The following is a 21,611-nucleotide window of genomic DNA, read 5'->3' as shown; positions in this document are numbered from 1 at the left end:
CCGGAAAGCGGCTGCCGAGTCGACGGCCGCCGCGCGACGGCCGTCGAACCACCCGCGCCGCTCAGCGCTCGTACTTCGTGGTCAGCGTGGCCTGACCCAGCGCGTTCTGCTTGATCATGAAACCGCCGAGCGCGCCGCCGGCGCTGGCCTGGATCTTCAACTTGTCGACCTTCAAGGCCCACACCGTGAACTCGTAACGGTGCAGCTTGCCCGGCGCAGGGCAGGGGCCGCCGTAACCGGTGCGGCCGTAGTCGTTGCGGATCTGCAAGGCGCCCTCGGGCAGGCCGGCGGCGCTGGCGCCGTGTTCGAGCAACTGGGTCTGGGCCGGAATGTTCACCACCAGCCAATGCCAGAAACCGCCGTCGTTGGGCGCGTCCAGATCGCGCACGGTGACCGCGAAACTGCGGGTGCCTTCCGGCGGATTCTTCCAATCCAGGCGCGGCGAGGTATTGCTGCCGGTGCAGCCGGCGCCCTTGAGCACGAACGCCGGAGCGATGGTTTCGCCCTCGCGCAGATCGGGGCTTTCCACGCTGAAATCGGCGGCTTGCGCCAACGGGGCCGACAACGACAGCGACAGGATCAACGGCAACAGGCGGCGGGACGGCAGTTCCATGCGAAGGGCTCCATGCGCGATGCGCTAGGTGGACGGGGAGATGCGTGCGCACATGATGCCCCGCGCCGAGGGTTTTGTGCGCGTCGTCGGCTATGGCGATTGAAGCGGTGCGCATATCGGCCGCTGCGTCGGCGAATTCGCACGATCGTGCGCCGACAGCGCGATCTGTGCGCTGCGCCCGATTCTTGCTGAACGCAGAAATCAAGGGCTTTTTGCCGCTCATCCATTCTTGTGCGGATGTTGCAGCGGCAGTCTCATTTGCGCCGTTGCGATTTGACCCAAGTCGCACGACAGCGCTTGCGCCCGGGGGCAGAGTCGTTGCGCTCGCAACATTTCGGGCGGCCGCCGCGAGCGAAGTCCGCGTACGACGACGCGGTGCTGCCAGTGCGTTCCGCCCAACCACACCTCGGGAGCAAGACGATGTCGGACAAGACGTTTGCCAAGAAAGGATTGGGGCTGTTGGCGTGTTGCGTGCTGGCGGCGATCGCCGGCGGCGCGGGCGCGGCCGAACGCGGTTTGAGCGGTCAGGATCTGGTGTATTCCTACGATGAAATGTTCGACTTCGACATCGATGCGTACCTGGCCAAGAACGCGCCGCATCTGGTCAAGCACGCCGAGTCGATTTCGCACTGGGCCGGCTACAGCGGGATCAGCCCGAAGGTGCTGATCGCGTTGATGGAACAGCAAAGCGGCGCGATCACCGGCAAGAACGCCGCGCGCGACGCCATGCGCCGGCCGTTCGGCAAGCTGGCCAAGAGCGGCGACTTCAACGCGCAAACGCGCGAAGTGGCGCAGGCCTTGCGCGAATCGCTGTACGAAAACGACGGCCCCAACGCCAAGGGCGCGGTGACCGTGGCCCGGGCCAATCCGCTGCAGGCGCTGTTCGAACGTTCCGGCGCCAGCGAGTACAGCGCGGCGCTGAGCGGCGACGGCGAGTTCCAGTTGGTCTACGGCCGTTTGTTCAACGAAGCGCGCAAGGCGCAAGCGCCGTCGGCGCGTTTCGCCAAGGCCGGCCCGGACGTGCAACCGCTCTCGCCCAACGGCCTGCTGCAGTTCCCGTTCCCGCGCGGCGCGCGCTGGCATGTCGGCGGCGCCCACACCAACACCGGCTCGGGCAACTACCCGATGTCCTCGCTGGACATGTCGCTGGGCGGCGGCTGGGGCAGCAACCAGAACAACGTCTGGGTGTCGGCGTCGGCGGCGGGTTCGTTCAAGCGCCATTCCTCGTGCTTCGCCGAGGTGGTGCATAGCGGCGGCTGGTCGACCACCTACTACCACCTGATGAACATCCAGTACAACACCGGCGCCAACGTGTCGATGAACACCGCCATCGCCAATCCGGCCAATACCCAGGCGCAGGCGCTGTGCAACGGCGGCAGCTCGACCGGCCCGCACGAGCATTGGTCGCTCAAGCAGAACGGCAGCTTCTATCACCTCAACGGCACGTATCTGTCGGGCTATCGCATCACCGCCACCGGCAGCAGCTACGACACCAACTGCAGCCGGTTCTATCTGACCAAGAACGGTCAGAACACCTGCTACGGCTGGTACACCAACCCGGGCCCGAACTAAGGCCCGCGCCGTGCCCGCGTCCTCAGCCGCCCCACGGCGGCGGGGGCGCGGGTATCGGTTGGGTCAGATCGAACTCGACCCGGAACAGGCGGCCGGGGCGGGCGAGTTCGTAGATAAAACGCTGCGAGTCGATCTCCACCGCCCAAACGTTCGGCACCGAGACTTCGCGGCCGAGTTTGCGGAACAGCGCGCGGCTGTGCGCATCGGCGGGGAATTCGTAGCGGCCGGCTTTGTCGCCGGCGATCAGGTCGCCGCCGTACTGAGTCAATTGATCTTCGCTGCCGTCGCGGTGGCGGTGATCGTGCTTGAAACTCAAGCCATCGCCGGTGCGCGCGAACACCCAGGTGCGCGAATGGTCGTCGCCGACATGGAACGGGACGCGGACGGCGTCGTCCTTGCAACCGCGCACGTGCATGACCAGGGTCTTGCCGGCGAACGGATCGTCGGCGGCGGCCGGCGTATTGGCGACGATGCGGCCGGCGAAGGCCTTGCCGCACAAGCCCTGCAGCGCCACTACCAAATCCTTGCCGCGGGCGGCGGTGGCTTCCATCCCCGGCGAGGGCGGCGGCAGCACTACGACTCGGTCCATGGGGCCGCAGGCGCTCAGCAGCAAGGCCAGCAGGGCGAGCGGGGCAAGGGAGCGGGGCAGGCGGGATGGGTTCATGCCGGCACGCTAGCGGGCCGGCACCGCGCCGGCAAGGCGGACCGAGAGCAAGGGCGGCGGCGAGATTGGCGCCCGGCGCCGTTTCCAGGTCTAATGCACGCTTGAAGCGGGGGTACCGCGACGGGCCTGAACGGCCGTCCGGTTGAGACAGTCCCTTCGAACCTGATGCGGTTGAGACCGCCGTAGGGAAGCTTCGCAGGACGCGATCTGGCGTCCGCGCGCCCGCTTTGTGCGAGTCGAACTCGCAACGCCGCACCCGTGTGTGTGCGGCTTTCCCCTCCAAAGCGGACCAATTGCCATGAATGCGGTGCCCTCCGAACTGATCCAGCAAGCCGAGCAACTCTCGGCAGACGTCACTCGCCCGATCCCCGGTTCGCGCAAGATCTACGTGCAAGGCTCGCGCGCGGACTTGCAGGTGCCGATGCGCGAGATCGAACTCGCCCGCACGCCGACCATCTTCGGCGGCGAAGACAACGCACCGCTGGCGGTGTACGACACCTCCGGCGCGTATACCGATCCCAACGCGCGCATCGACCTCGCCTCGGGCCTGGCGCCGCTGCGCGCGGCCTGGATCGCCGAGCGCGGCGACACCGAGCTGCTGAGCGGCCTGTCCTCGGAGTTCGGCCGCAAGCGCGAGCACGACCCCAAGCTGGCGCACGTGCGCTTCGGCAACCGGCCGCTGCCGCGCCGCGCCGTCGCCGGCGCCAACGTCACCCAGATGCATTACGCGCGCCGCGGCATCGTCACGCCGGAAATGGAGTACATCGCGATCCGCGAGAACCAGCGGCTGGAATCGATCCGCGAAGCGCACCTGCTCAATCAGCACCCGGGCCAGAGCTTCGGCGCCGATATCCAGAAGATCATCACCCCCGAGTTCGTCCGCGACGAAGTCGCGCGCGGCCGCGCGATCATCCCCAACAACATCAATCACCCCGAAAGCGAGCCGATGATCATCGGCCGCAACTTCCTGACCAAGGTCAACGCCAACATCGGCAATTCCGCGGTGTCTTCGGGCATCGCCGAGGAAGTGGAGAAGCTGGTGTGGTCGATGCGCTGGGGCGGCGACACGGTGATGGACCTGTCGACCGGCAAGCACATCCACGAAACCCGCGAGTGGATCATCCGCAATTCGCCGGTGCCGATCGGTACGGTGCCGATCTATCAGGCGCTGGAGAAGGTCGACGGCCGCGCCGAAGAACTCAACTGGGAGATCTTCCGCGACACCCTGATCGAACAGGCCGAGCAGGGCGTGGATTACTTCACCATCCACGCCGGCGTGTTGCTGCGTTACGTGCCGCTGACCGCCAAGCGCGTCACCGGCATCGTCTCGCGCGGCGGCTCGATCCTGGCCAAGTGGTGCTTGGCGCACCACAAGGAAAACTTCCTCTACACCCACTTCGAAGACATCTGCGAAATCATGAAGGCCTACGACGTGGCCTTCTCGCTCGGCGACGGCTTGCGCCCGGGTTCGATCGCCGACGCCAACGACGCGGCCCAGTTCGGCGAGTTGGAAACCCTGGGCGAGCTGACCCAGATCGCCTGGAAGCACGACGTGCAGACCATGATCGAAGGCCCCGGCCACGTGCCGATGCAGTTGATCAAGGAAAACATGGAAAAGCAGCTGGAGGTGTGCGGCGAAGCGCCGTTCTACACCCTCGGCCCGCTGACCACCGACATCGCGCCGGGTTACGACCACATCACCAGTGCGATCGGCGCGGCGATGATCGGTTGGTACGGCACCGCGATGCTTTGTTACGTCACGCCCAAGGAGCATTTGGGCCTGCCGAACAAGCACGATGTGCGCGAAGGTTTGATGGCGTACAAGATCGCCGCGCACGCGGCCGATCTGGCCAAGGGCCATCCGGGCGCGCAGGCGCGCGACAACGCGATGAGCAAGGCGCGGTTCGAGTTCCGTTGGGAAGATCAGTTCAATATCGGCCTGGATCCGGAGCGGGCGCGCGAGTACCACGATGAAACGCTGCCGAAGGATGCGCACAAGGTCGCGCATTTCTGCTCGATGTGCGGGCCGCATTTCTGTTCGATGAAGATCACCCAGGATGTGCGCGAGTACGCCAAGGAGCATGGCGTGGAGGAAACCGCCGCGTTGAGCGAGGGCATGGCGGAGAAGGCGGCGGAGTTCCGGGCGCAGGGTGCTGAGGTTTACAAGCGCGCTTGATCGCACGGCTGGCGCGTCGCTTGAGGCGGCGCGCCGGCGATGGGGCTTTGGGGGTTGCCGCTAAAAGCAAATCCCCCTCAATCCCCCTTTTTCAAAGGGGGAAGACAAGCAGGGGCGCGGTACTCGACGCAGCGTCCAGCCACCACGCCTCAACCCGAAGCACCTCCCCCTTTGAAAAAGGGGGATTGAGGGGGATTTGCTCTTAGCTTCTTAGCTTCTGCCGCAACCCTCTGTCGGCCCCGCGGCAACTCCTGCAAACTCCCGCCATGAGCGAACTCAGCTACGCATCCCTCAAATGGCGCGTCATCGCCCGCCGGCATCCCTCGGCGTTCCTGCTGGCGGCGCAGTTGCTGAGCATGCTGGCCTATCCCTTGTTCGAACCCGCCGGCGGCGGCCGGGTGGTGTTCGGCGCGTTCGGCGTATTGGTGCTGGCGCTGGCGGTGTGGGTGGTCAACCGCAGCCCGGCGATCAAATGGATCGCCTGGATCATCGCGGTGCCGGCGTTCGCGTTGTCGGTGCTGTCGGTGCTGATCGAAAGCCCGGGCCTGCTGGTGCTGTCCTCGGCGCTGGAAGCGGCGCTGTACTTCTACGCGGCCGGCGCGCTGATCGCCTACATGATGAGCGATCACAAGGTCACCGCCGACGAACTGTTCGCCGCCGGCGCCACCTTCACCCTGCTGGCCTGGGGTTTCGCCTACGCCTTCCTGGTCTGTCAGGCCTGGTATCCGGGCAGCTTCGTCGGCGCCGAGCGGCCCGGCGAGCCGCGGACCTGGATCGAACTGCTGTTCCTGAGTTTCACCAACCTGTCGGCGGTCGGCCTGGGCGACATCCTGCCGATGAGTCCGGCCGCGCGCGTGCTGACCATGTTCGAGCAGTTCGCCGGCGTGGGTTATATCGCCGCGGTGGTGTCGCGGTTGATCGGCCTGACCATGCTCCGGCATGAACGGCGCTGAAACGAAAGGGAACTAAGATCGCCGCCCGTTACACATAAATACACCGGCTTTCCCGCGTTTTGGAACGATATGTTTCGGATTTTCGGCGCATATCGGCTCTTCTGCGACGTTTTAGCCGGGTCGGCCGCGCGCCGCGAACGGTAGAATGGCGGCTAGAACAAGAAGCAAAGGCGCGCTTTCCCGATCGCGCCGCCGCGCCATGCCGGATATGTCGGTTTGTCGTTCTTGTGACCTATGCGTTCAGGCACATGACCGGCACTGGGCAAGTGCGCACCATTAGCAGGATTCATGCCGCGACTCCACGAACCATCGACATCGACTTTGCCCGCCGAGCACCTGCGGGTAGGCGATTGCGTGGTCGACATTCCGCTGCGCGAGATCCGCGCGCCGGGTGCGCGGCGGCCGCGCCGGATCACGCCCAAGTCGATGGGCGTGCTGCTGGTGCTGGTGGAACATGCCGATCGGGTGGTCAGCCGCGACGCCTTGCTCGCCGAGGTCTGGCCCGACACCCTGCCGACCGACGACGTGGTCACCCAGGCGGTGACCCAACTGCGCAAGGCCTTCGATGAAGACCGCGGCAATCCGCGCTACATCGAAACCATCGCCAAGAACGGTTACCGGCTGCTGGCCCGGGTCGAATGGCTGAGCCCGGCGGCGACGCCGGCGCACGAGGCCGAGCCGGCGCCGGAAGCGGAAAACGCAAGTTCCGGCGCTGAAGCGGTTGCGTTCGACGAACGCGTCGAGCCGATTCCGCTGCCGATGCGCCCGCGTCCGCGCGGCACCTGGCGCTCGATCGTCGGCGCGATCGCCGCGGTGGTGGCCTTGGTCGCGCTGCTGGTGTGGTGGTCGCTGGCGCGGCTGCCGCATACCGCCGGCCCGGCCGCCGCGCCGGTCGACTCCGCGCGCGTGGCCAACACCGCGCGGCCGTACCGGCTGATCACCTCGATGCCCGGGTTCGAACTGGCGCCGACCCTGTCGCCCGACGCGGCGCTGGTGGCGTACGTGGCCATCCCCGAGGGCCAGCGCGGCACCGCGATCCTGGTCCAGACCACCGATCAAACCCCGCCGCGCCAGCTCACCCGGCCCAGCGGCCTGGCCGAGGACAGCGCGCCGGCGTGGTCGCCGGACGGGCGCTCGATCGCGTTCCTGCGGGTCGAGCCCGGGGTGTCGTGCACGGTGCTGATGATCGCGGCCAACGGCGGCGCCGAACGCGAGATCGGCGACTGCGACCCGCGCAGCCCGCCGACCTTCGAATGGACCCCGGACGGGCGCGGGCTGATTTTCGGCAGCATGCTGACCGCGCAAGGCCTGGTCGGCATGCGCGTGCTCGATCTGGCCAGCGGCGAATGGCGCGCGGTGCCGTACCGGCCCGGCGCCGGCAATGTCGATCTGTCGCCGCGGTTCTCGCCCGACGGGCGCTGGATCGTGTTCCTGCGCAACAACCCGCAGGGCGATTTCTGGCGGCTGCCGGCCGAAGGCGGCAGCGCCGAGCGGCTCAGCCAGCTCAGCGCCGACGTGCGCGGCTGGGACTGGCTGCCCGACAGCCGCAGCATCCTGTTCGGGCGAATGATCGACGGCGACACCCGGATGTTCCGGCTCGACCTGGAAACCGGGCAGGCCCGCGACCTGGGCATCGAATCGGCGCAGGCGCCGGCGGTGGCGGCCTCGCGCCCGGCCGCGGCCTTCGTCCAGCGCAAACCCTATTACGGCCTGTTCCGGGTGGTGCTGGGCGATACCTCCAAGGGCGCGGTGCACGTGGTCGACCCGCTGTTCCCGTCCTCGGCGCGCGACATGCTGCCGATGGTGGCGCCGGACGGGCGCCAGCTGGTGTTCTTCTCCGACCGCTCCGGCAGCAACCACTTGTGGTGGGCCGACCTGGATCAGCCGGACTCGCTGCGGATGCTGTCGGGCCTGCAGCCGGGCACGCGCTACCCCGCGTCCTGGTCGGCCGACAGCAGCCGGGTCACCGTGGTCGGCCCGAACAGCGAAGGCCGCAACGTGGTCAACGAAATCGTCCCGGCCAGCGGCAAGGTCACCCACCTGCCGGTGCCGGTGGCCGAACCCCTGCAGGCGGTGCAACTGCCCGATCCGGACCGGCTGTTGGTCCTGGCCAGCGCCGACGACGGCCGCCCGCGGCTGAATCTGTTCGACCGGCGGCGCTCGCCGTGGGTCGCGGTCGGGGCGATCGACGACGTCTCCCAGGTCCGGGTCGACGGCGCCCGCAACCGACTGCTGTTCACCCGTCAGACCCAGGCCGGGCTGTGGCAGGCCGATCTGGCCCTGACCGCGTCCAGCGTCCGTCGCATCGACGACGGAGAACCCGTCGCCGACCGCTACCGGCTGTGGGAAGTGGCGACCCAGACCGGCGAGCTGCGCTACCTGGATCAGCAGCCGACCTGCCTGGCGCTGCTGCGCCGGATCGCCACCCCGGACGCGCCGCCGTCGGTGCTGTGCCTGGACCAAAGCCGGCGTTCGGCGCCCAACGGATTCAGCCTGAGCCCGCGCGGCGACGTGGTGTATCTGTCGCTGGCCAAGTGGGACGGCGCCGATATCGGTTACATGGACCTGCCCGAAGAGCCGAAGACCTTCGTGCCGGGCTGGCTTAACTGATTGATCTGGCTCTAAAAACCTCTTTCGGAAAAGCTTCGGTTGTGATGTCGTTCCGAATTCGTCTAACTCTCCGTCAAATTTCCGGTGCCGTGGTCGTTGCTCAGGCAAATAAAAACCTCATTCCCCGCAAATGAGGTGGACCAATGGAGCAAGCATTGTGGGCCGATCGCGGACAGCTGCTGCAGCTGGACGCTCAGGATCTGTCCGTTCAGGCAAGTTGCGTCGGCGTCTCGCGACTGGGCAGCGCCCAGTTGTCCGGTACTCACTTCTCGATCTGGGTGCAGCTGCGCGGCAGCTCGTGGGTCGAGGCTAAGGAAGGCAAGTTCCGACTGAAGCGCGGCGACTGGATCGCGTTCGAGCGCGACTCCAAGCCGGTCCTGCAGGCCGACCGTTACGGCGTCTGCATCGGCCTGAACCTGACCGCCGACGCGATCAAGGCCATGGCCCGTCTGTCCGACAGCAGCCTGTACGCCGGCCGCGGCCGCATGAGCCGTCACGACGCCCGCATCGCCCTGCGCCTGTGGCGTCAGGCCCACGCCCGCAACGGCGAGCTCGACACCGGCTTCGACATCAACGCCCTGCGTCCGATCCTGCTGCACCTGGCCGGCGTCCAGCGCGAGCTGACCTCGCGCATCCAGCGTTGCCCGGGCCGTTCGCGCAGCCGCAAGCGTCAGGTGTTCGGCCGTCTGCAACGCGCCCGTCTGTACCTGGAAGGCAATTGCGACCGGGTCGTGCGGATCAGCGAGTTGGCCGAGCTGACCAGCTTCTCCAGTTGGTACTTCTCCAAGACCTTCCACAGCCTGTACGAAGAAAGCCCGCAGGCCGCCTCGGCGCGCATGCGTCTGGAACACGCCGCGGACTTGTTGAAGAACACCTCGATGATGATCGGCGAAGTCGCCGCCGCCAGCGGGTTCGACAACTGCTGCAGCTTCGCTCGCGCCTTCCGCGCCCGTTTCGGCACCTCGGCCACGCGTTACCGCAGCGCCGCGACCGCGGCCAAGCTGGAATCGGCCAAGCAGGCCGCGTTGCCGCTGATGCGCAAGCTGGCGATGGCGAGCTGAAAGTTTCGCCAAGCTTCAACCTGAGACACCGTTAAGCGACACCGTTAGTAAGCAAGACCGCGAAGACCGCTTCGCAAGGAACTCCCGCGACACCTGGCCCAGCCGCATGCCTGCTTCACGACCGTTCGCGTCGACCCGCAGCCGCATGTCCGCCAGCCTCCCCCCGTTGCAGATTCCCGTTGACGATGAAAACGCCGAGGTTTCGACTGCGCACCGCGCAGCGAAGCCTCGGCGGACGCGCGCGGCGATCGCTTGCGCCGTCACTCCTGTAAAACAGATCGCGTGTCGCTGCTAGCGCAGCGCGAAAGCGCACATGCAAAGTCTCCGGACCGATTGCGCAAAGTGCGCGCGTGCGTTTGGCAACGCGCGATGCAACGACCGAAGCGATTGCGCAACTGAATGCGCGAGCGGTCAAAAATACCGAAAATTCATCACGTTTCAGCGTCGCGTCGCGATCGTTACTGCAACGTAACTCGAACCGCGAGGGCCGATTCGGCAAAACCTCCCGGCCTCCGCCGCAAAGCAGCATCGGCACTTCGAACGTAATTTTGCAGGGCGTTTTAACACGCCCATAACGAGATTACTGGAGAGAGATAGATGAACCATCGCAGTCTGCGCCCCGCGGCGCGGCTTGGCTTACTGCCGGCTGGCATCGCGATCGCGCTGATCCCGGCATTCGCCAGCGCCCAGGAAACCGATTCGTCCGCTGGAGCCAAGACCCTCGACCGCATCGAAGTTACCGGTTCGCGCATCAAGCGCGCGGATCTGGAAACCTCGCAGCCGATCTTCACCCTGAGCCGCGCCGAAATCGACAAGCAAGGCGTGACTTCGGTCGCCGACGTGCTGCAGCGCATTTCCAGCAACGGCGCTGCGCTCAACACCACCGTCAACAACGGCAACAGCGGCACCGCCGGCATCAGCCTGCGCAACCTGGGTTCCGCGCGCACCCTGGTTCTGGTCAACGGCCGCCGTTGGACCACCCAGACCGACGGCAGCGTCGATCTGAACACCATCCCCGCCTCGATCATCGAGCGCGTGGAAGTGCTGAAGGACGGCGCGTCGACCATCTACGGCTCCGACGCCATCGCCGGCGTGGTCAACATCATCACCCGCCGCAACTTCGACGGCGCCGAGGCCGGCGCGTACATCGGTCAGTACGGCCAGGGCGACGGCACCCGCCAGGCTTACGACTTCACCCTGGGCACCACCAACGACCGCTCGACGCTGCTGTTGGGCGCGTCGTACGTGAAGGAAGAAGCGGTCATGGCCGGCGATCGCAAGATCTCCGCCGGCGGCGCTCCGTTCTTCAGCGGCAACAGCGGCACCGGTTTCCCGGGCGCGTTCGTCGACGCCAACGGCGACAACAAGCCGTACCGCATCATCGACGGCAAGGTCACGCCGTACGACGCCAACACCCAGGGCTACAACACCGCTCCGGACAACTATCTGGTGACGCCGCAGGAGCGTACCTCGCTGTTCGCGCAGGGTACCTTCAACATCGTCGACAACCTGACCTTCCGCACCGAAGCGCTTTACAACGAGCGCAAGTCGGAGCAGTTGCTCGCGGCGATGCCGGTCACCGGCATCAACCTGACCGGCGACAGCTACTACAACCCGACCAACCCGAACGGTTTCTACAACGGTCTGGTTCCCGGTGGCGCGCGCGATCTGATCGTCGCTCGCCGCATGCAGGAGTCCGGTGGCCGTTCGTACAACCAGAACGTCAAGACCTGGCACTTCTACAGCGCGCTGGAAGGCGCGTTCGAACTGGGCGGCCGCAACTTCGATTGGGACGTCGGTTACCGCTACGACAAGACCGACGAAAACGTCCTGACCTACGGCTTCTTCAACAAGAGCGCGCTCGCCCAGGCCAATGGCCGTTCGGAACTGCGCGATGGCCGAGTCGTCTGCCTCGACGCCCGCGGCGACGTGATCCCGGGCTGCGTGCCGATGAATCCGCTCGGCGGCAACGGCTCGATCACTCCCGAAGCGATCGGCTACAGCGCGTTCACCGCTCACGATTCCAACACCGTCATCTCCAAGAGCTACACCGCCAACATCAGCGGCGAGCTGTTCACCCTGCCGGCGGGCCCGCTGGGCATCGCCGCCGGTTATGAACACCGCACCGAGAGCGGCCAGTACGATCCGGACGCGTTCGTCGCCGCCGGCTTGAGCACCGGCAACCCGAGCAAGCCGACCTCCGGCTCGTACAAGCTCGACGAGTTCTACGTCGAACTCGCGATCCCGGTCCTGGCCGACCTGCCGTTCGCCAAGCTGCTGGACTTCAGCGTCGCGGCCCGTTACTCGGACTACAGCAACTTCGGCAACACGCTCAACAGCAAGTTCGGTTTCCGCTGGAAGCCGTTCGACGACCTGATGATCCGCGGTAACTACACCGAAGGCTTCCGCGCGCCGAGCATCGACAACCTGTTCGCGGGCGATCAGGGTTCGTACGAGACCTTCACCGATCCGTGCAACAACGGCGGTTCCAACGCGCAGATCGCCGCCCGTTGCGCCGGCCAGGGCGTCGGTCCGGGCTACGTGCAGTACGGCGGCACCGGCTCGCAGAGCGTGGAAGCGTTCACCTGGACCTCCAACACCCAGCTGCAGCCGGAAACCTCGACCAGCAAGACCTTGGGCTTCGTCTACAACCCGAGCTGGCTGGAAGGTTTCGACATCTCGGTCGACTGGTACAAGGTCAAGATCGAGAACGCGATCACCCGTCCGGAAGCTCAGTTCATCCTGGACAAGTGCTACGGCGGCACGCCGGGCGAGCAGGCTCAGTACTGCGGTTTGTTCTCGCGCAATGCCGTTTACCCGGGCGCGCCGAACAACATCGACAAGCTGCGCATGCCGATGATGAATCTGGCCGAGTACCAGGTCGAAGGCTACGACGTCACGTTGAACTATCGTCTGCCGGAAACCTCGTGGGGCAAGTTCGCCATCACCTGGGACACCAGCTACACCTCCGACTTCGCCATCAAGGCCTCGCAGGACTCCGCGGTCGAACACCGCGCCGGCCTGTACCTGCGCAACGATCCTTACTGGCGCATCAAGTCCAACATGTACCTGGACTGGACCCGCGGCGACATCGGCATGACCTGGGGTATGCGCTACAAGTCCGGCCTGGACGAGGTTTGCCCGTCCGGTCTTGAAGACTACTGCACCCAGCCGAACCGCGTGACCGCGGACGGCCCTGCCGGCCGCAACCACATGGGCGGGGTGACCTATCACGACTTGCAGTTGCGCGTGAATACGCCGTGGAACGCGACCGTTTCGGTCGGCGCCAACAACGTGTTCGACAAGCAGCCGCCGATGTCGCTGACGGCGCCTTACAACATGTTCGACCCGCAATACGACGTCCCGGGCCGTTTCTACTACATGCAGTACCGTCAGCGCTTCTGATAAGAAGTCCTGAGTCCACGCAATACGACCACGGCCCCGAAAGGGGCCGTGGTTTTTTGTGTTCGGGGTTCGGGGCTGCTCCCGGTCGCTGCCTGTCGCCGCGGTTCCCGCAGGCGCGAACGCGGTGGCGGACCTGGAACGCACAACAAAAAAGGCCGCCCGAAGGCGGCCTTTTTGCGGGCGCGACAAGCGCGCTCAGAACTTCGGCTTATCGGTCTCGGCCGCATAACGCTCGATCGACTCGACCAGAATCTTCTTGGCTTCCTCGGCGTTGCCCCAACCGTCGAGCTTGACCCACTTGCCCTTCTCCAAATCCTTGTAGTGCTCGAAGAAGTGGCCGATGCGCTCGAGCCAGTGCGAGCTGACCTGATCGATATCGTGGATGTGGCTGTAACCGGCGAACACCTTGTCGACCGGCACGGCCAGGATCTTTTCGTCGCCGCCGGCCTCATCGACCATGCGCAGCACGCCGACCGGACGGCAGCGGATCACCGAGCCCGGGATCAGCGGCAGCGGCAGCACCACCAGCACGTCGGCCGGGTCGCCGTCGCCACAGACGGTGTGCGGGACGTAGCCGTAGTTGCAGGGGTAGCGCATCGGGGTCGACAGGATGCGGTCGACGAAGATCGCGCCGGAGGCCTTGTCGACCTCGTACTTGACCGGCTCGGCGTCCTTCGGGATTTCGATGATGACGTTGAGCTCGTGCGGCGGGTTCTTGCCGGTGGGAACGAGATCCAGACCCATGTGTGCTCCGACTGCTGAGGCCCGCGGGGGCGGGCCGGATGAAAGAAAAGGTGCGCCATTCTACGCGCCCGGCTGTTGCATTGCAGCACGCGGCGGCCGGCCGGCCGGGCCGAGGCGCGGCGTGCGTAAACGTCCAATCGGCGGCGAGCGTCCCGCTTTGCGCCGCTATCGGCGGCGAACAGCCGCGATGGAAAACCAACGGCCGGCCGCGCCAAGCCGGGCTTTCTAAACCGTAAAACCGTCTTCTAATGCCCTCGGGCGTACCCGGACGCGCCTTGCTTGAGGGCGCGCGGAGGCGGTGCTACATAACGATTGGATCGATCTAAAACGCGGGGGCGGGGATGGATTGGTGGGTGCATGTCCAGAACGAGGCGGTCGGGTTTTTCGGCCTGGGCGCCTTGCTGCAACTGTTGGCCGAGCGCGGCTACCGGGCCTTGCTCAGCGCCGACGGCGCGGCGGCCTTGTTGTACCCGGTGATCCCGATCCTGCTGGTGTACGAGCTGCTGCGCACCATCGCCCAGCGCCAGTTCAAGCTCGAGGACTACAAGCTCCCGTTCCTGACCCTGCTGGCCAACCGGCTGATCTCGACCTTCCTGACCTTCGGCGTGGTGACCCTGTGCATCGGCGTGTTCCAGCCGTATGCGCCGTTCCAGGTCGGGATCAGCGTGCCCGGGCTGATCTACGGTTACGTGGTGTGGGAGTTCGCTCATTTCGTCTACCACTACCTCGCCCACAAGGTGCGGCTGCTGTGGTGCCTGCACTCCACCCACCACGCGCCGGTGGCGATGAATCTGTCGGTCAACTACGCGCATTTGTTTCTGGAAGCGCCGTACGCGGATCTGGTCCGCACCACCATCTGCATCCTGGCCGGGGTGGAGCCGCCGCTGTTGCTGTTGATCATGTTCATCGACGGGCTGTGGGGGCAGTTCATCCATCTGGGCGAACACGCGCTCAAGGACGGGCGACTGGGTTTCCTGCACCGGATCATCCTGACCCCGGCCCACCATCGCGTGCACCACGCGCGCAATGCGGCCTACATGGACACCAATTTCTGCAATCTGCTCAACATCTGGGATCGCGTGTTCCGCACCTATCAGCCGCAGCGCGACGACATCCGGATCGAATACGGCATCACCCGGCCGATGAAGCCCGGCAGTTTTCTCGACGGGTATCTGGGCGAGTTCCATGCCTTGGGGCGCGATGTGCTGGCCGCGCCGGGCCTGAAAAACAAGCTGCTTTACCTGGTGATGCCGCCGGGCTGGAGCCACGACGGTCAGCACAAGACCGCCGAAATCACCAAGCGCGCCTGGTTGGCGCAACAGGGCGCGCCATGAATCGATCGCTGCTTGCCGCACTGACGTTGTCGGCCGCTGCGCTGACGTCCGCGCACGCGGGCGAGCGCGCGCGGACCAATCTGGCCTTGCACCGTCCGACCACCGGATCGGCGATCTGCAAACCCGGCGAGGAGGCCGAGAAGGCGGTCAACGGCTTGCTCGCCAGCAAGACCCACGACAAGTTCTGCTCGCTGCTGCGGCCGTCGTGGTTGCAGGTGGATCTGCAATCGCAGCGGCGCGTGCGCGGTTTCACCATCAAGCACGCGCAAGCCGGCGACGAAGCGCCGGCGATGAATACCCGCGCGTACACGCTGTCGGTTTCCAGCGATGCGCTGCACTGGAGGCAGGTGGTGCGCCGCGACGACAACGTCGACGGCATCAACGAACTTCCGATCGCGCCGACGCGCGCGCGCTACGTGCGTCTGGACGTCACCCAGCCGGCTCAGGATCCGGCCGATCCGGCGACCCGGATCTACGAACTCGAAGTCTGGTAACGGCGCCGCGCGCGCCGCGCAATCGTCCTCGGGGCAACCCTAGCTTGGGTCCGCCCTAGCTTGGATCGGGACATACGTCTGCGTATCTAGGAGGCCAGCACTCCAGCCATCGCAGGTCCGCCATGTCCGTTCAGCTCGACGCCACCCGTCCCGCGCCGCCGCCGCCGGTCGATGCCTACTGGGACAACCCGGTCGCCGCCGACCCGAACCGTCTGGCCGAGCCGCAGGCGCCGGTGCTCGCCGATCCGTCGATCCAGCCCGAGCCGCAACGCGCGGTGGCCGACGACGCGGTGGCGATCGACGGCGGCGACACCAACCCGCGTCAGCGCACCCAGGGCCAGACCCCGGACGGCAAGACCATCCAGATCGATCCGCTGCACCAAGGCGCGGAAGTGTCGATCGCGCGCGAGCAAACCCTGGCCGACGCCGGCCTGGGCCGCACCTACGTCAGCACCGATCAAGTCGTGCTGACCACCGGCGCCAAGAACGACGACGTGCAGATCACCCAGCGCGACGACGGCACCCTGGACGTCGGCATCAACGGCGAGAAATACGAAGTGCGCCTGGGCGAGAACCAGGAGCTCACCATCCGCAGCGGCGCCGGCAACGACACCATCAACGTCGCGCCCAACGTCAAGGTCAACATCGTCGTCGACGGCGGCGCGGGCGACGACAAGATCGCCACCGGCGCGGGCAACGACCGCATCGACGGCGGCCTGGGCAACGACGACATCAGCACCGGCGACGGCCGCGACGATCTGTTCGGCAACAGCGGCGACGACCGCCTGGACGCCGGCCGCGGCGACGACGTGGTCTACGGCGGCGACGGCGCCGACCGGCTGGCCGGCGGCGACGGCGTGGACTTCCTGGAAGGCGGCAAGGGCAACGACACCCTGGAAGGCGGCGCCGGCAAGGACATGCTCTCCGGCGGCCTGGACGACGACACCCTGCGCGGCGGCGAAGGCGACGACGCGGTGTATACCGGCGCCGGCAAGGACACGGTCGACAACCAGTCCGGCGCCGACACGGTCTATGCCCAGACCGCGTCCGACCTGATCAACGCCGCCACCGGCGCCAAGAACACCGTCATCAATGTCGAGATCAGCGCCAGCAAGGGCGTGAGCATCGAAGGCTCGGAGGCGTTCAAGCAGCGGGTCGGCGCCGAGATCGATTTCCTGCGCGCCTCGCCCAACGGCCAGCAGATGCTCGCCCAATTCGATCAAGCCGCCGCGCGCGGCAACAGCGTGACCATCAAGGAACTGTCCAACGAACAAAACGGTTACGCCCAGACCTTCAGCAACGACGCCGACATCGTCAACGGCAAGCCGGGCAAGGGCGGCGACGTGCAGATCAGCTACAACCCCTCCTTCCACATGGCCGAATTTCCGGCGCCGGTGGTGGTGCTGTATCACGAGATGTCGCACGCCTATAACGGCGTCACCGGCACCTTCCAGCCGGGCACTTATCGCGGCACCGGCCCCGACAACGGCCAGGTGCCGAACGCCGAGCGCCAGGCGGTGGGGCTGGAAACCAGCGCCCCGGGTTACGACTTCGACGGCGATCCGAGCACGCCCAAGACCACCGCCAACCCCGATCACCTCACCGAGAACGGCCTGCGCGGCGAACTCGGCCTGCCGGATCGTCCGAGCTATTCGCTCTGAACCGCGCGGGCGCCACGTGTTGGGGAGCCCGAAGGCGGCCCGCGTCGAGCGCGGGCCGCCTTCGCTTTGGCGAGGATCGGCGACGCGCGGGCCGATGCCGCGCCGACCATGTGGCATCGCGCCTGGATTGGGCGATGATCGGTTCCGTCACCTCGCCCAACGCGCGCACCGTTAGAGTCGCGGCATGATCTTCCAACCCGCCCATCGCCGTTTAGCCGCCGCGCTGCTGATCGCCTCGGCCGCGTTCGCGTCGTCTTCCTTCGCAGCCGAGCCCGCCCGGACCATGCCAGCTTCCGCTCCCGCGCCGTCGACCGGCGCGAAGACCCACGTGCACGGCCAAGGCGCCGCGCTGGATGTCGGCTTCGCCTACGACGCGGACAAGCAGGCGCTGCGGGTGAATTACCAACTGCGCAACGTCGGCGGCGCGGCGCTGGCGGTGTTCGATCGCGGCGACCGCCATGCGGTGGCCGGCGGACGGCAGAAGCTCGGCGCGATCGCGCCGCCGGCCTGGAAGGACGACGGCGGCGACGTCACTCTCAGCCACATCGCGCTGCCGTTGGCGAATCCGGCGCCGACCGCGCCGGTGCGGTCGTTGGCGCTCAAGCTGGCGCCGGGCGGCGAGTCGAGCGGCCAGTTCGCATTCGCGGTGCCCGGCTTGCAAGCGCCCAAGCGCTTGCGTTGGTGTCTGGGCGTGGCCGCGTTCGCCGATACCGATTTCGATACGCCAGAACGTGTCGGCGCATTGGAAATCTGGCGCGCTTCGTTCGCGGTGTCCGAACGCCAACAGGTGTTGTGCACGCCGTGGTTCGATGTCGCGCGCGGAGCGTTCGAAGCTTGAGGTGTAGCGGCCGAGCGCTTCGTCGCCGCTGATTCGATTTCTTCTTGGCGCGGTAGACGCGACATCCGGCGTACGCCGGTCGGCGTGGTGTCGTGGTCGCGGCTTGCGCCGCTCCTACAGGGCGCGTGTCGGGTCTTGCGAGGGAAGACGAAAACGGCGGCCTGGGCCGCCGTTTTCGTGGGATCGCCGATCGGCTTATTCCACCTTGACCTCGACCCGCCGCGCTTGGCGGGGATCGCCGCCGCCGGTGGTCACCGCCGGCCGGTCCAGTTCGATCCGCTCGCTGGCGATGCCTTGCGACTCCAGCCACTTGCCCACCGCCTGCGCGCGCTGCTTGGACAGTTCGGCATTGGTCGCGGCGCTGCCGGATTCGTCGTGGAAACCGGAGATGCGCGCCTTCTCGTCCGGCGATGCCTTGAGCGTGGCGAGCACGTCGGCCAGATCGGCCGATGCGCTCGCCGGCAGGGCGGAGGAGCCGACGTCGAAGTACAGCGTGGCTTGTCCGGCGGCGGTCGCTGCGGCCAAGTTGCCCGCTGCGGTCGGTTCCGTCGCTTCCGCGGAGGCGGTGTCGCCGTTGGCTGCTTCGGTCGCCTCGCCCGCGGCCACACTAGCTGCGGGCGCAGCCGATGCCTCCGCGACGGCCGCGCCGCCGCCGTGCGCCGCGCTCGCCGATTCGCTGGTCGCCGAGACCGGCAACAACGGCACCAGCAACAGCGCGACGATGTTGATGATCTTGATCAGCGGATTGATCGCCGGGCCGGCGGTGTCCTTGTACGGATCGCCGACGGTGTCGCCGGTGACCGCGGCCTTGTGCGCTTCCGAGCCCTTGCCGCCATGGTGGCCGTCTTCGATGTACTTCTTGGCGTTGTCCCAGGCGCCGCCGCCGGTGGTCATCGAGATCGCGACGAAGATACCGGTGACGATGGTGCCGATCAGCAGACCGCCTAGCGCCTTGGGCCCAAGCAGCAGGCCCACCACCACCGGCACGATCACCGGCAGCAACGACGGCACGATCATTTCCTTGATCGCCGACTTGGTCAGCATGTCCACGGCCTTGTCGTACTGCGGCTTGCCGGTGCCGTCCATGATCCCGACGATGTCGCGGAACTGGCGCCGCACTTCCTCGACCACCGCACCGGCCGCGCGGCCGACGGCTTCCATCGCCATCGCGCCGAACAGGTACGGAATCAGGCCGCCGATCAACAGGCCGATGATGACCATGTGGTCGGACAGATCGAAGTTGAACACCACGCCCGGATGCGCGGCCTGCAGGTTGTGGGTGTAATCGGCGAACAGCACCAGCGCGGCCAGCGCGGCCGAACCGATGGCGTAGCCCTTGGTCACCGCCTTGGTGGTGTTGCCGACCGCATCCAGCGGATCGGTGATGTCGCGGATCTCCGGCGGCAACTCGGCCATCTCGGCGATGCCGCCGGCGTTGTCGGTGATCGGGCCGTAAGCGTCGAGCGCGACGATCATGCCGGCCATCGACAGCATCGAGGTCGCGGCGATGGCGATGCCGTATAAACCGGCCAGCGCGTGCGAGCCCCAGATCGCCAGACACACCGCGATCACCGGCAGCGCGGTCGACTTCATCGACACGCCCAGGCCGGCGATGATGTTGGTGCCGTGGCCGGTGGTGGAGGCTTGGGCGACGTGCTTGACCGGGCCGTACTGGGTGCCGGTGTAGTACTCGGTGATCCAGACGATCGCGCCGGTCAGGATCAGGCCGATCAAGGCGCAGCCGTAGACGTTCATCGCGCCGAAGCTGGAGTCGCGCATCAGCTCGCTGGTGATCGGATAGAACGCGATCGCGGCCAGCACCGCCGAGACGATCACGCCCTTGTACAGCGCGCCCATGATCGAGCCGCCGGCCTTCACCTTGACGAAGAACGCGCCGATGATCGAAGCGATGATCGACACCCCGCCGAGCACCAGCGGATACAGCACGCCGTTGGCGCCGACTTCGCTGGCCATCAGGCCGCCGAGCAGCATGGTGGCGATCACCGTCACCGCGTAGGTTTCGAACAAGTCCGCGGCCATGCCGGCGCAGTCGCCGACGTTGTCGCCGACGTTATCGGCGATCACCGCCGGATTGCGCGGATCGTCCTCGGGGATGCCGGCTTCGACCTTGCCGACCAGATCCGCGCCGACGTCGGCGCCCTTGGTGAAGATGCCGCCGCCCAGGCGGGCGAAGATCGAGATCAGCGACGAGCCGAACGCCAGGCCGACCAGCGCATGCAGCGCCGCTTCGCCGCTGATGCCGAACTTGCCCAGCGCCAGCCAGTAACCGGCCACGCCCAGCAGGCCCAGGCCGACCACCAGCATGCCGGTGATCGCGCCGCCGCGGAACGCCACGTCCATCGCCGCGCCGATGCCCTTGCGCGCGGCTTCGGCGGTGCGCACGTTGGCGCGCACCGATACGTTCATGCCGATGTAACCGGCCGCACCCGACAGCACCGCGCCGATCAGAAAACCGATCGCCGCGGGCCATTTGAGGAATACGCCGATCAGTACGAACAACACCGCGCCGGCGATGGCGATGGTGGTGTATTGGCGATTGAGATAGGCGCGTGCGCCTTCCTGGATCGCGCCGGCGATCTCCTGCATGCGTGCGTTGCCGGCGGGTTGAGCGCTGATCCAGCGCGCGGACACGATGCCGTAGAGGATCGCGACGACGGCGCAGCCTAGCGCCAGAATCAAACCGTACTGCTCCAGCATGAACCCCTCCCCTAATTAGAAAGTGGACATCACAGGACAACGGATCGAGTTGTGTGCGGAGAATTCGCTCGTTGGCCGATGTGCCGCGGAATCGCATCTCGCGCGCTGCGCGTGTTGCATCGCAGCGACGCCGTGTTGCGAGCGCGGCGTGGGCCGACTATGGCATAGGCCTTGGGCCGACGAAACCACGCCCCGTGCACGCGCATGCGCCCCGTCCGCCACAGGGTCGGGCTTGCGACCCAAGTCACGGAACCCATGCGGTTGGTTCCCTAATCGATCCCGTCGCGGCCTTGACCGCCGCTTTTTCGCGGCCTCGCGCGGTCGCTGAATGCGCTCGCGGCCATGCGCGCTCGCGAGCGCATGCGCGGGTGCCGGCGGCTGGCCCATGGGCGCGATGCGGGCGCGCGCGCGGTCGGTTTGACAGCCCGCCGCAGCGCGGATTAGATCGGTGCGCGCAACGCACGCTCAGGACTCGCCACGAGCACGCATTGCGCGTCGCGGCATCGCTGCCGCGGCCGAGAGCCGGGCGCGCCGCGCGACCGCGCCGCCGCCCGTGCGCTTGAAGTGCAGGTAAAGGATGTTCCGTCGAACTTCAAACCGAAAGGGGAGCCAAGCAATGAGCAAGAAACTGATCGCGAGCTGCATGTTTTTGTTCGGCATGGGCTTAGGCATTAGCGCCTTCGCCGGCAGCGCCAACATCACCCCGGAAATGGCCCAGTGCATTTACGACTGCAAGCAGGCCGGCGGCACCCAGGCCGCTTGCTGGGC

14 protein-coding genes and 1 riboswitch are annotated in these 21,611 nt (G+C 66.6%); of the genes, 10 read left to right on the top strand and 4 right to left on the bottom strand.

Going from position 1 to position 21,611, the window contains the following annotated elements; translation table 11 throughout:
- Positions 1 to 61: 61 nt before the first annotated feature.
- Positions 62 to 613: a YbhB/YbcL family Raf kinase inhibitor-like protein gene (locus V7787_RS27505; protein WP_336090497.1), complete on the bottom strand. Its 552-nt coding sequence runs from the start codon at positions 611 to 613 to the stop codon at positions 62 to 64.
- Positions 614 to 1,033: 420 nt separating this feature from the next.
- Here V7787_RS27505 and V7787_RS27500 point away from each other — a divergent pair, with 420 nt between their 5' ends.
- Positions 1,034 to 2,185, top strand: coding sequence for a M23 family metallopeptidase (locus V7787_RS27500; protein ID WP_336090496.1), 1,152 nt, complete (start codon positions 1,034 to 1,036; stop codon positions 2,183 to 2,185).
- 22 nt (positions 2,186 to 2,207) lie between these two features.
- Here the strand turns inward: V7787_RS27500 and V7787_RS27495 are convergent, their stop codons facing one another.
- Positions 2,208 to 2,849 carry a hypothetical protein gene (locus tag V7787_RS27495; RefSeq protein WP_336090494.1) on the bottom strand — a complete coding sequence of 214 codons (642 nt, stop codon included), beginning with the start codon at positions 2,847 to 2,849 and terminating at the stop codon, positions 2,208 to 2,210.
- A 98-nt stretch (positions 2,850 to 2,947) separates the two neighbouring features.
- A riboswitch (TPP riboswitch) is annotated at positions 2,948 to 3,056 on the top strand.
- 91 nt (positions 3,057 to 3,147) lie between these two features.
- Here V7787_RS27495 and thiC point away from each other — a divergent pair.
- The 5 genes from thiC (at position 3,148) to V7787_RS27470 (ending at position 13,054) form a co-directional block, all read left to right on the top strand.
- The gene (gene thiC / locus V7787_RS27490) at positions 3,148 to 5,025 is read left to right on the top strand and encodes a phosphomethylpyrimidine synthase ThiC (protein WP_336090493.1); all 1,878 of its coding nucleotides are present in this window, start codon (positions 3,148 to 3,150) and stop codon (positions 5,023 to 5,025) included.
- A gap of 266 nt (positions 5,026 to 5,291) precedes the next feature.
- A complete protein-coding gene (locus tag V7787_RS27485) occupies positions 5,292 to 5,978 on the top strand; it encodes an ion channel (RefSeq protein WP_336090492.1) in 687 nt (228 codons plus the stop codon).
- 288 nt (positions 5,979 to 6,266) lie between these two features.
- Complete coding sequence (locus V7787_RS27480; protein WP_336090491.1) at positions 6,267 to 8,588, top strand: winged helix-turn-helix domain-containing protein; 2,322 nt, start codon at positions 6,267 to 6,269, stop codon at positions 8,586 to 8,588.
- A gap of 143 nt (positions 8,589 to 8,731) precedes the next feature.
- Positions 8,732 to 9,649 carry a helix-turn-helix domain-containing protein gene (locus V7787_RS27475; RefSeq protein WP_336090489.1) on the top strand — a complete coding sequence of 306 codons (918 nt, stop codon included), beginning with the start codon at positions 8,732 to 8,734 and terminating at the stop codon, positions 9,647 to 9,649.
- A 597-nt stretch (positions 9,650 to 10,246) separates the two neighbouring features.
- Positions 10,247 to 13,054, top strand: coding sequence for a TonB-dependent receptor plug domain-containing protein (locus V7787_RS27470; protein WP_336090488.1), 2,808 nt, complete (start codon positions 10,247 to 10,249; stop codon positions 13,052 to 13,054).
- 195 nt (positions 13,055 to 13,249) lie between these two features.
- On the opposite strand, the gene ppa is transcribed toward V7787_RS27470, so the two are convergent.
- A complete protein-coding gene (ppa, locus tag V7787_RS27465) occupies positions 13,250 to 13,798 on the bottom strand; it encodes an inorganic diphosphatase (RefSeq protein ID WP_336090486.1) in 549 nt (182 codons plus the stop codon).
- A 353-nt stretch (positions 13,799 to 14,151) separates the two neighbouring features.
- Between ppa and V7787_RS27460 the strand changes: the two genes are divergently transcribed.
- The 4 genes from V7787_RS27460 (at position 14,152) to V7787_RS27445 (ending at position 18,125) form a co-directional block, all read left to right on the top strand.
- On the top strand, positions 14,152 to 15,132 hold the full coding sequence (locus tag V7787_RS27460) for a sterol desaturase family protein (protein ID WP_336090484.1): 981 nt from the start codon (positions 14,152 to 14,154) through the stop codon (positions 15,130 to 15,132).
- Positions 15,129 to 15,626: a discoidin domain-containing protein gene (locus V7787_RS27455; RefSeq protein WP_336090483.1), complete on the top strand. Its 498-nt coding sequence runs from the start codon at positions 15,129 to 15,131 to the stop codon at positions 15,624 to 15,626. Before V7787_RS27460 ends, V7787_RS27455 begins: the two co-directional genes overlap by 4 nt.
- Positions 15,627 to 15,748: 122 nt before the next feature.
- The gene (locus tag V7787_RS27450) at positions 15,749 to 17,287 is read left to right on the top strand and encodes a M91 family zinc metallopeptidase (RefSeq protein WP_336090481.1); all 1,539 of its coding nucleotides are present in this window, start codon (positions 15,749 to 15,751) and stop codon (positions 17,285 to 17,287) included.
- Between the two features lie 184 nt (positions 17,288 to 17,471).
- Entirely contained in the window at positions 17,472 to 18,125 is a 654-nt protein-coding gene (locus V7787_RS27445; protein WP_336090480.1) for a hypothetical protein, read from the top strand.
- A 195-nt stretch (positions 18,126 to 18,320) separates the two neighbouring features.
- Here V7787_RS27445 and V7787_RS27440 read toward each other — a convergent pair whose 3' ends face one another.
- Positions 18,321 to 20,843, bottom strand: coding sequence for a sodium-translocating pyrophosphatase (locus V7787_RS27440; protein WP_336090479.1), 2,523 nt, complete (start codon positions 20,841 to 20,843; stop codon positions 18,321 to 18,323).
- Positions 20,844 to 21,611 lie beyond the last annotated feature (768 nt).

This window comes from Pseudomonas sp. CGJS7 (assembly GCF_036961695.1).
Note: the sequence above shows the minus strand (reverse complement) of the source record. Positions and strands in the feature narration are given on the sequence as shown.